Annotated in this window: 3 protein-coding genes, 1 tRNA gene and 1 rRNA gene; 1 reads left to right on the top strand and 4 read right to left on the bottom strand. The window is 70.5% G+C overall.

What is annotated here, in order from left to right; genetic code table 11:
* Nucleotides 1–92 precede the first annotated feature (92 nt).
* Both ACIRQF_RS30020 and ACIRQF_RS30025 read right to left on the bottom strand, forming a co-directional pair.
* A complete protein-coding gene (locus tag ACIRQF_RS30020) occupies nt 93–767 on the bottom strand; it encodes a two-component system response regulator (protein WP_389758274.1) in 675 nt (224 codons plus the stop codon).
* Nucleotides 768–1,066: 299 nt separating this feature from the next.
* Nucleotides 1,067–6,403, bottom strand: coding sequence for a HAMP domain-containing protein (locus ACIRQF_RS30025; protein ID WP_376629170.1), 5,337 nt, complete (start codon nt 6,401–6,403; stop codon nt 1,067–1,069).
* 395 nt (nt 6,404–6,798) lie between these two features.
* On the opposite strand from ACIRQF_RS30025, the gene ACIRQF_RS30030 reads away from it, so the two are divergent.
* Nucleotides 6,799–9,450 carry a SpoIIE family protein phosphatase gene (locus ACIRQF_RS30030; RefSeq protein WP_404096651.1) on the top strand — a complete coding sequence of 884 codons (2,652 nt, stop codon included), beginning with the start codon at nt 6,799–6,801 and terminating at the stop codon, nt 9,448–9,450.
* Nucleotides 9,451–9,570: 120 nt separating this feature from the next.
* On the opposite strand, the gene ACIRQF_RS30035 is transcribed toward ACIRQF_RS30030, so the two are convergent.
* Together ACIRQF_RS30035 and rrf are read right to left on the bottom strand one after the other, a co-directional pair.
* Nucleotides 9,571–9,643: transfer RNA gene (locus ACIRQF_RS30035), tRNA-Thr, on the bottom strand.
* 5 nt (nt 9,644–9,648) lie between these two features.
* Nucleotides 9,649–9,741, bottom strand: a 5S ribosomal RNA gene (rrf, locus tag ACIRQF_RS30040); the annotation flags it as partial.

The raw sequence follows: 9,741 nt of genomic DNA on the forward strand, positions 1-9,741 counted from the left end.
GTCCGGGAAACACGCTCACCCGTTCGTGTCGCTCTTGCCATGGCGCGGAACTGACGCCCGCTCACCGCGGGCGCCGGCGCCGTGACCGCCCGTCAGCTCTGCGCGGGCAGGCTCGGCGCGCCGCCCGTACCCGGCTCCAGGGCGTCCAGGGCCCGCCTCAGGCCGGTGAGCTTGCGCTCCAGGTGCGCCGCGGTGGCGACCGCCGCCGCGTCGGCGGAGTCGTCGTCCAGCTGCTTGGACAGCGCCTCGGCCTGCTCCTCGACCGCGGCGAGGCGGGCGGAGAGCTCGGCCAGCAGGCCGGCGGACTCCTTGCTCTGCCCGTTCGCGCCGCCGCCCTCCAGCTGGAGCCGGAGCAGCGCCGCCTGCTCGCGGAGCTGGCAGTTCTTCATGTACAGCTCGACGAAGACGGAGACCTTCGCGCGCAGCACCCACGGGTCGAAGGGCTTGGAGATGTAGTCGACCGCACCCGCCGCGTACCCCCGGAAGGTGTGGTGGGGGCCGTGGTTGATGGCGGTCAGGAAGATGATCGGGATGTCCCGGGTCCGCTCGCGCCGCTTGATGTGCGCGGCCGTCTCGAATCCGTCCATCCCCGGCATCTGGACATCCAGCAGGATGACCGCGAAGTCGTCGGTCAACAGCGCCTTGAGCGCTTCCTCCCCGGACGATGCCCGCACCAGCGTCTGATCGAGCGCGGAGAGAATGGCCTCCAGCGCCAGCAGATTCTCCGGCCGGTCATCGACCAGGAGGATCTTGGCCTTCTGCACCATGCCCCGTCCTCCTCGTCCCGGCACAGGTTCGCTCCGGCTCTGCGAGCCGGGGGAAGCACCGGGCGCCGCCCCAGAAGACGACTCCCATGCGCCGTCCGTCCTTGTGCCGGTCATCGTAGCCGCACCCCGCCCGTCGCCACACCCTGTCACCGCATTGTCACGGAGCACGCAGGTCCGTGCCCGTACGTCGAACGCGGTGGGAGACCAGAAGGTTCCCCGTCCGGCGGCTTCTCACACCCGTGTGGCGACGGTCCGTCGGCGGCGGGATCCCGGGAGTTCCGGGGACCCCGCCGGCGCCGTCAGCGCCCCTCCCCCCGCATCCACTGCTCCATCACCGTCAGCAGGTGATCGGGGTCGACCGGCTTGGTCACGTAGTCCGAGGCCCCGGACTCGATGGCCTTCTCCCGGTCGCCCTTCATCGCCTTGGCGGTCAGCGCGACGATCGGCAGCCCCGCGAACTGCGGCATGCGCCGGATCGCGGTCGTCGTCGCGTATCCGTCCATCTCCGGCATCATGATGTCCATCAGCACCACCGCCACGTCGTCGTGCTGCTCCAGGACCTCGATCCCCTCGCGGCCGTTCTCCGCGTAGAGCACCGCGAGGCCGTGCTGCTCCAGGACGCTGGTGAGCGCGAAGACGTTGCGGATGTCGTCGTCGACGATCAGCACCTTCTCCCCCGCGAACGAGAAGGTCGGCCGCTGATGCGGCTCCGGCCGCTCCTCGTCGGCCGCCGTCTCGTCCTTCCCGGGCTGCCCGGGCAGCTGCGCCCGCTGCTCCGCGCTCTTGCGGCGGTGCCGGAACAGCGCACCGGCCCCGGAGCGGGCCTCGGTGTGCACCGGTGCGGGTGCGAAGTGCACCAGCCCCCCGGCGGACTCCAGCTCGTAGCCGATCCGGTCCTCCGGGTCCTGCTGGTCCTGCCCCTGGCCGGGGTGCACCGGCTCGACCGGGCTCAGCGGCAGGTACAGCGTGAACGTCGAGCCGCGGCCCGGCTCGCTGGCCGCGTAGATCTCGCCGCCGAGCAGCCGCGCGATCTCCCGGCTGATCGACAGGCCAAGACCCGTACCGCCGTACTTGCGGCTGGTCGTGCCGTCCGCCTGCTTGAACGCCTCGAAGATCACCCGCATCTTGCCGGCGGCGATGCCGATACCGGTGTCGGTGACCGAGAAGGCGATCAGGTCGGCCTCCGGATCGCGCAGCGACCCGGCCTCCAGGAGCTGCTCCCGGATCGACTGCGGCACGTCCGCGCCGGCCGGCCGGATCACCAGCTCCACGGCGCCGGTGTCGGTGAACTTCACCGCGTTGGACAGCAGGTTGCGCAGCACCTGCAGCAGCCGCTGCTCGTCCGTGTGCAGCGTGGCGGGCAGCTCGGGCGAGACCCGCACGGAGAAGTCGAGGCCCTTCTCCGCGGTGAGCGGCCGGAAGGTCGCCTCCACGTAGTCCACGAGCTGCACGAGCGCGATCCGGGTGGGCGAGACGTCCATCTTGCCCGCCTCGACCTTCGACAGGTCGAGGATGTCGTTGATCAGCTGCAGCAGGTCGGAGCCCGCGCCGTGGATCGTCTCGGCGAACTCCACCTGCTTCGGCGTCAGGTTGGCATCGGCGTTGTCGGCGAGCAACTTGGCCAGGATCAGCAGCGAGTTGAGCGGCGTGCGCAGCTCGTGCGACATGTTGGCCAGGAACTCGGACTTGTAGCGCATGGAGACGGCGAGCTGTTCGGCACGCTCCTCCAGGACCTGCCGGGCCTCCTCGATCTCGGTGTTCTTCACCTCGATGTCCCGGTTCTGACGGGCCAGCAGCTCGGCCTTGTCCTCCAGCTCCGCGTTGGAGTTCTGCAGCTCCTTCTGCCGGTGCTCCAGCTCCGCCGAACGCTCCCGCAGCTGCTCGGTGAGCTCCTGCGACTGCTGGAGCAGCACCTCGGTACGGGTGTTGACGCTGATGGTGTTGACAGTGGTCGCGATCAGCTCGGCGATCTGGTTGAGGAAGTCCCGCTGGATCTGCGTGAACGGCTGGAACGAGGCCAGCTCGATCACGCCGAGCACCCGGCCCTCGAACAGCACGGGCAGCACGATCACATGGGCCGGGGAGGCCTCGCCCAGACCGGACGAGATCTTCAGATAGCCCGGCGGCACGTTGACCTGGATGGTCCGCTTCTCCTCGGCGGCCGTGCCGATGAGCGTCTCGCCCGGCCGGAACGAGGTCGGCATGGAGCCGGCCGAGTAGCCGTAACTGCCGCGCATCCGCAGCTCGTACGAGCCCTCGCCCTCACCCACCGGCTCGGTGTCGCTGTTGGCGGATCCGGTCGGCATCGCCACGAAGAAGGCACCGTGCTGCGCGGAGACCACCGGCGTCAGCTCGCTCATGATGAGCGAGGCGACGTCGTCGAGGTCGCGACGTCCCTGCATCAGACCGGAGATACGGGCCAGGTTGCCCTTCAGCCAGTCCTGCTCGTCGTTGGCGAGGGTGGTGTCGCGCAGGTTCGCGATCATGGTGTTGATGTTGTCCTGCAGGGCCTGGATCTCACCGGCCGCGTCCACACCGTCGATCTTGACGTTGAGGTCGCCGCGGGTCACCGCGGTGGCGACGGCCGCGATGGCACGCACCTGACGGGTCAGGTTCCCGGCCATCTCGTTCACCGACTCCGTCAGGTCCCACCAGGTGCCCTCGACGTCCCGCACCCGCGCCTGACCGCCCAGCTGCCCGTCGGTGCCCACCTCGCGGGCCACGCGGGTGACCTCCTCGGCGAAGTTGGACAGCTGGTCGACCATCGTGTTGATGGTGCTCTTCAGCTCCTGGATCTCGCCGCGCGCGTCGATGTCGATCTTCTTGGTGAGATCGCCCTTCGCGATGGCGGTGGTGACGGCCGCGATCTGACGCACCTGACCGGTCAGGTTGTCGGCCATCGAGTTCACCGACTCGGTCAGGTCCTTCCAGGTGCCCGAGACACCGGGCACGCGGGCCTGACCGCCGAGGATGCCCTCGGTGCCCACCTCACGGGCCACCCGGGTCACCTCGTCGGCGAACGAGGACAGGGTCGTCACCATCGTGTTGACGGTGTCGGCGAGTTCGGCGACCTCGCCGCGCGCCTCGACGGTGACCTTCTTCGTCAGGTCGCCGTTGGCGACGGCCGCGGACACCCGGGAGATGTTCCGCACCTGGCTGGTCAGGTTGTTGGCCATCAGGTTGACGTTGTCGCTCAGGTCCTTCCAGATGCCCGTCACGCCGCGCACCCGGGCCTGACCGCCGAGGATGCCCTCGGTGCCCACCTCACGGGCCACCCGGGTCACCTCGTCGGCGAAGTTCGACAGCTGGTCGACCATCGTGTTGACGGTCGTCACCAGCTCCAGGATCTCGCCCTTGGCGTCGACGGTGATCTTCTTCGACAGGTCGCCGCGCGCGACCGCCGTGGTGACCTCGGCGATGTTCCGGACCTGGAAGGTCAGGTTGTTCGCCATGAAGTTCACCGACTGGGTCAGGTCCTTCCAGGTGCCGGAGACCCCCTGCACCTCGGCCTGACCGCCCAGGATGCCCTCGGTGCCCACCTCACGGGCCACCCGCGTCACCTGGTCGGCGAAGCTGGAGAGCTGGTCCACCATCGTGTTGAGGGTGTTCTTCAGCTCCAGGATCTCGCCGCGCGCGTCCACGTCGATCTTCTGCGACAGGTCACCACGGGCCACCGCGGTGGCGACCTGGGCGATGTTGCGCACCTGGGCCGTCAGGTTCCCGGCCATGCCGTTCACCGAGTCCGTCAGGTCCCGCCACACACCGGCGACGCCCGGCACCTGCGCCTGACCGCCGAGCCGCCCGTCGGTGCCCACCTCACGGGCCACCCGCGTCACCTGGTCGGCGAACGCCGACAGCTGGTCCACCATCGTGTTGATGGTGTTCTTCAGCTCCAGGATCTCGCCGCGCGCGTCCACGTCGATCTTCTGCGACAGGTCACCACGGGCCACCGCCGTCGTCACCTGGGCGATCTGCCGCACCTGCGAGGTCAGGTTGCCGGCCATGAAGTTCACCGAGTCGGTGAGCTCCCGCCACCGCCCGGAGACGCCGTCCACCCGCGCCTGACCGCCCAGCCGGCCCTCGGTGCCCACGTCGCGGGCCATCCGCGTCACCTGGTCGGCGAACGAGGACAGCTGCGACACCATCGTGTTGACGGTGTTCTTCAGCTCCAGCATCTCGCCGGCCACGTCGACCGTGACCTTCTGCGACAGGTCGCCGTTGGCCACCGCCGTCGTCACCTGCGCGATGTCCCGCACCTGACCCGTCAGGTTGCGGAACGCCGTGTTCACCGAGTCCGTGAGGTCCTTCCACGTACCGGCCGCGCCGGGCACCTCGGCCTGACCGCCCAGCAGACCCTCGACGCCGACCTCCCGCGCCACGCGGGTCACCTCGGAACCGAAGGCCGACAGCTGGTCCACCATCGTGTTGACGGTGTTCTTCAGCTCCAGCATCTCGCCGGCCACGTTCACGGTGACCTTCTGCGACAGATCGCCGTTGGCCACCGCCGTCGTCACCTGCGCGATGTCCCGCACCTGCGTGGTGATGTTGCGGAAGACGGTGTTGACCGAGTCCGTCAGGTCCTTCCACGTACCCGCGGCACCCGGCACCTGCGCCTGACCGCCCAGCAGACCCTGCGCGCCGACCTCGCCCGAGACGCGGGTCACCTCGTCCGCGAAGGTCCGCAGCGTCTCCGTCATCTGGTTGATGGTGTCCGCCAGCTGCGCGATCTCGCCGCGCGCCGACACCCGCACCTTCTGCGACAGATCGCCGTTGGCGACCGCCGTGGTGACCTCGGCGATACCCCTCACCTGATTGGTGAGATTCCCCGCCATCGTGTTGACGGAGTCGGTGAGGTCCTTCCACACACCGGCGACCCCGGCCACCTCGGCCTGGCCGCCCAGCTCGCCCTCCGTGCCCACCTCGCGGGCCACCCGGGTCACCTCGGAGGAGAACGAGGACAGCTGGTCCACCATCCGGTTGACGGTGTTCTTCAGCTCCAGCATCTCGCCGGCCACGTTCGCCGTGACCTTCTGCGACAGATCACCATTGGCCACCGCCGTGGTGACCAGCGCGATGTCCCGCACCTGCGCCGTCAGCCGGTTCGCCATCGTGTTGACCGAGTCCGTGAGGTCCTTCCACGAACCGGACATACCGCGCACCTGGGCCTGACCGCCCAGAATGCCCTCCGTGCCCACCTGCAGGGCGACCCTCGTCACCTCGTCGGTGAACACCGACAGCTGGTCGACCAGGTTGTTCACGGTCCGCGCGACCTTCAGGAACTCGCCCCGAAGCGGCCGCGTCACCCCGTCCGTACCCTCGGAACGCAGCTCCATGCGCTGCCCGAGGTCACCCTCGGCCACCGCGGACAGCACCCGCCCCACCTCGGACACCGGCCGCGCCAGCTCGTCCACCAGCGCGTTCGCGGCCTCGACCGCGGACGCCCAGGCCCCCTCGCCGGCGCCGGTCTCCAGCCGTTCCGACAGCTTGCCCTCGCGGCCCACCACCCGGCGTACCCGCGACAGCTCTCCGGTCAGATGCGTCTGCCGGTCCGCGACCTCGTTGAAGACGGCGGCGATCTCCGCCATCATCCCGTCGCCCGAGACCGTCAGCCGCTTACGGAAGTTCCCGTCCCGCATCGACGCCAAGGCGGCCAGCAGCCGCTGCAGCGCCGCCGCGTCCACCTGGACCGTGCCCCCGCCCCGGGAACGGCCGCCGCCCTTCGCCCGCGAACCGCCACCGCGTCGCGTCGTCGTGCCAGACTCCACCGTGTCCCTCCCGAAGGGGTCGACCGTACCGATCGGTCCTCGTTACCAGCCTGCCCAGTGTTTCACCGTGTCCGAACCAGGCCATAACAGTTCGGCAGCTTCGCACAACGTCCCCACGTCCGCGGGACCGAAACAGCGTGACCGGCATCCGCTGGGACAGCGAAGGTAAGTAACCTGGCATCCGGCTGTCCAACCGCCCCGGTCCGCCCGGCGGGGGCGGGACGGCGCGAGCAGCAGCACCGGACAGCGGGAGGGGCAGACCGACCATGGCAGAGCCGGGCGTCGAAACGCGTACGAGGAGTTCAGTGATCACCGCGCGGGCGGCTGCCAGTTTCGAACCCATCGGGCGGTCCGTCGCGACCGCCCGAGCCTTCGTCCGGGACACCCTCCAGGGCTGGGGATACGCCGAGGTCGTCGACGACGCGGTCGTCCTGACCAGCGAACTCGTCACCAACGCCGTGATCCACGCCGGCACCGCCGCCGACGTCCTGTGCCTGCGCCGCGACGACGGCGTCCGCATCGAGGTCGCCGACCGCTACCCCGAACGTGAGATTCCCCTCCAGCACGCCCGCACCATGGGCAGCCCCGACCGCGAGAACGGCCGGGGCCTTCTGCTGTGCGCGGCACTCGCCGCCCGCTGGGGCGTCGACTACACCCCCACCCGCAAACACGTCTGGTTCCACCTCGACCTCCCCGACCGCCCCGTGGGCACCCGCTCCGCGGGACCCGTGCTGCCCGACGCGCTGCTCCCCCTCGCCGAGAGCCGGGTCCGCGTCGCCGTCGTCCAGATCGACGGCGGCGGCGCCATCACCGCCTGGAACGAGGACGCCGAGGAGCTCTTCGGCTACGGCTCCGAGCAGGTCACCGGCAAGCCCCTCGGCGACCTCGCCGCCTGGCCCCACACCCCCGGCATCGGCACCGGCCTCGCCGAGGCCCTGCGCCTCTCCCGCTGGGAGGGCAGCTACGGCATCCGCTGCGCCGACGGCCGCGTCATCCCCGTCTACGCCTCGCACCTCCGCGTCCGCGACGCCCAGGGCGAGCCGTCCACGGTGTGCCTCCTCGTCCGCGAGTACGAGCGCGCCGTCCTGCAGACGCCGCAGCGCCCCGCCTCCACCGAGTCCGGGTCCGAGAGCCGTACCGCCGCGGACCCCTTCGAGGTCTTCATCGGCTCGCCCGCCCCCGACGACCTCGACGGCCTCCTCCAGCGCACCGTGGAACGCGCCCGCGACATGCTCGACGGCGACTCCGCCTTCCTCCTCCTCGCCACCGACGACGAGACCGAACTGGAGGTACGGGCCACCACGGGCCTGCCCTCCGCGCGTCAGCGCTTCGCCCGCGTCCCCGTCGAGACCGGTGCCAGCCGCTACGGCTCCGCCCGCATGCCCGCCGTCCACGAGGACCTCGCCGCCGTCCCCGGCGCCGTACCGCTCCTCGAAGGCACCGGCATGCGCTCGGTCGTGACGGTCCCCCTGAAGGTCGAGGGCCGTCTCACCGGCTCCCTCGGCGTCGCCGCCGAGAGCGCCAACCGCTACTCCAACGAGGAGGCCCTGCGCCTCCAGTTCGCCGCCGACCGCATCGCCCTGGCCGTCGAGTCCGCCCGCCTGGGCGAACTCGAACGCCTGCGCCGCGGCTCCCTCAGCTTCCTCGTCGAGGCCTCCGACCTGCTGGCCGGCACCCTCGACCGCGACCAGACCCTGGCCCTCATGGCCCAGATGACGGTTCCCACCCTGGCCACCTGGTGCGCCGTCTACACCATCGCCGACCAGGCCTCCGACCCGTACCTCTCCTATGTCCTGCACGAGGACGAGGACCTCATCGACGGCCTCAAGGACCTGCTCTCCTCGATCGCGCCGCCGGACCCGGTGCCCACCCCCGGCGCCCGCGTCTGGACCGCCCCGGGCGACGCCGCCCACCGCGGCGCGCTCAGCGCCAGCATGCGCGAACTCGGCGGCCCCGGAAGCCCGGTGTCCTCCGGCATCAACGGCGCGCTCGCCACGGCGGCCGCCGTCGGCGGCGAGACCGTGGTCCTGCCGCTGTTCGCCCGCAACCGCGTCATCGGCATGCTCACCCTCGGCAAGCCCACCGACGACCACTTCCGCCAGGAGATCCTGGAACTCGCCGAGGACCTCTCCCGCCGGGCCGCCCTGGCTCTGGACAACGCACGTCTCTACTCCGAGCGCGTGGCCATCAGCCAGTCGCTCCAGCGCAGCCTGCTGCCGCCCGGCCTCCCCGACATCCCCGGCGTCGAGGTCGACGTCATCTACCGCGCGGCCGGCGAGGGCAACGAGGTCGGCGGCGACTTCTACGACCTCTTCCCCATTCGCGACGGCGCGTACGGCTTCGCCATCGGCGACGTCTGCGGTACGGGCCCGGAGGCCGCCGCCGTGACCGGCCTGGCCCGGCACGCCCTGCGCCTCCTGGCCCGCGAGGGCTTCGGCGGTCCCGCCGTCCTGGAACGCCTGAACGCGGCGATCCTCGACGAGGGCGCCCGCAGCCGCTTCCTCACCCTGCTGTACGGCGAGATGCGCCCGCAGGAGGACGGCTCCGCGGTCCTGAAGGTCGTCTGCGCCGGCCACCCGCTGCCGCTCCGGCTGAGCCAGGACGGCACCGTCCGCCCGGCCGCCGACCCGCAGCCGCTCCTCGGCGTCATGGATGATCTGGAGCTCTACGAGCAGACGGTCACCCTGGACCCCGGCGACGTCCTGCTGTGCGTCACGGACGGCGTGACGGAACGCCGGGAGGGCACGCGGATGCTGGGCGACGACGGCCTCACCGAGGTCCTCAGGACCTGTACGGGCCTGACGGCCGGCGCGGTCGCCTCCCGGGTGCTCCGCGCGGTGGAACGCTTCGCGCAGGAGCCCGCCTCGGACGACATGGCGATCCTGGCCCTGCGCATCCCGGAGCCGCACCACCAGTGAGCGACGAAAGCCGGCCCCCGCGAGGGGGCCGGCTTCTTCTGTGTGCGCACTTCCGTCCGCAGACCGTCCGCACGGCAAACGCAAAAAGGCCCCCGCCTGATGGCGGGGGCCTTTTCTCTGAGCCCTTTAACGGAATCGAACCGTTGACCTTCTCCTTACCATGGAGACGCTCTACCGACTGAGCTAAAAGGGCGGGTTGTTCGGCGGCGTCCTACTCTCCCACAGGGTCCCCCCTGCAGTACCATCGGCGCTGAAAGGCTTAGCTTCCGGGTTCGGAATGTAACCGGGCGT

Origin of the sequence: Streptomyces sp. NPDC101191 (assembly GCF_044767915.1) — a bacterium.
Taxonomy (GTDB): domain Bacteria; phylum Actinomycetota; class Actinomycetes; order Streptomycetales; family Streptomycetaceae; genus Streptomyces.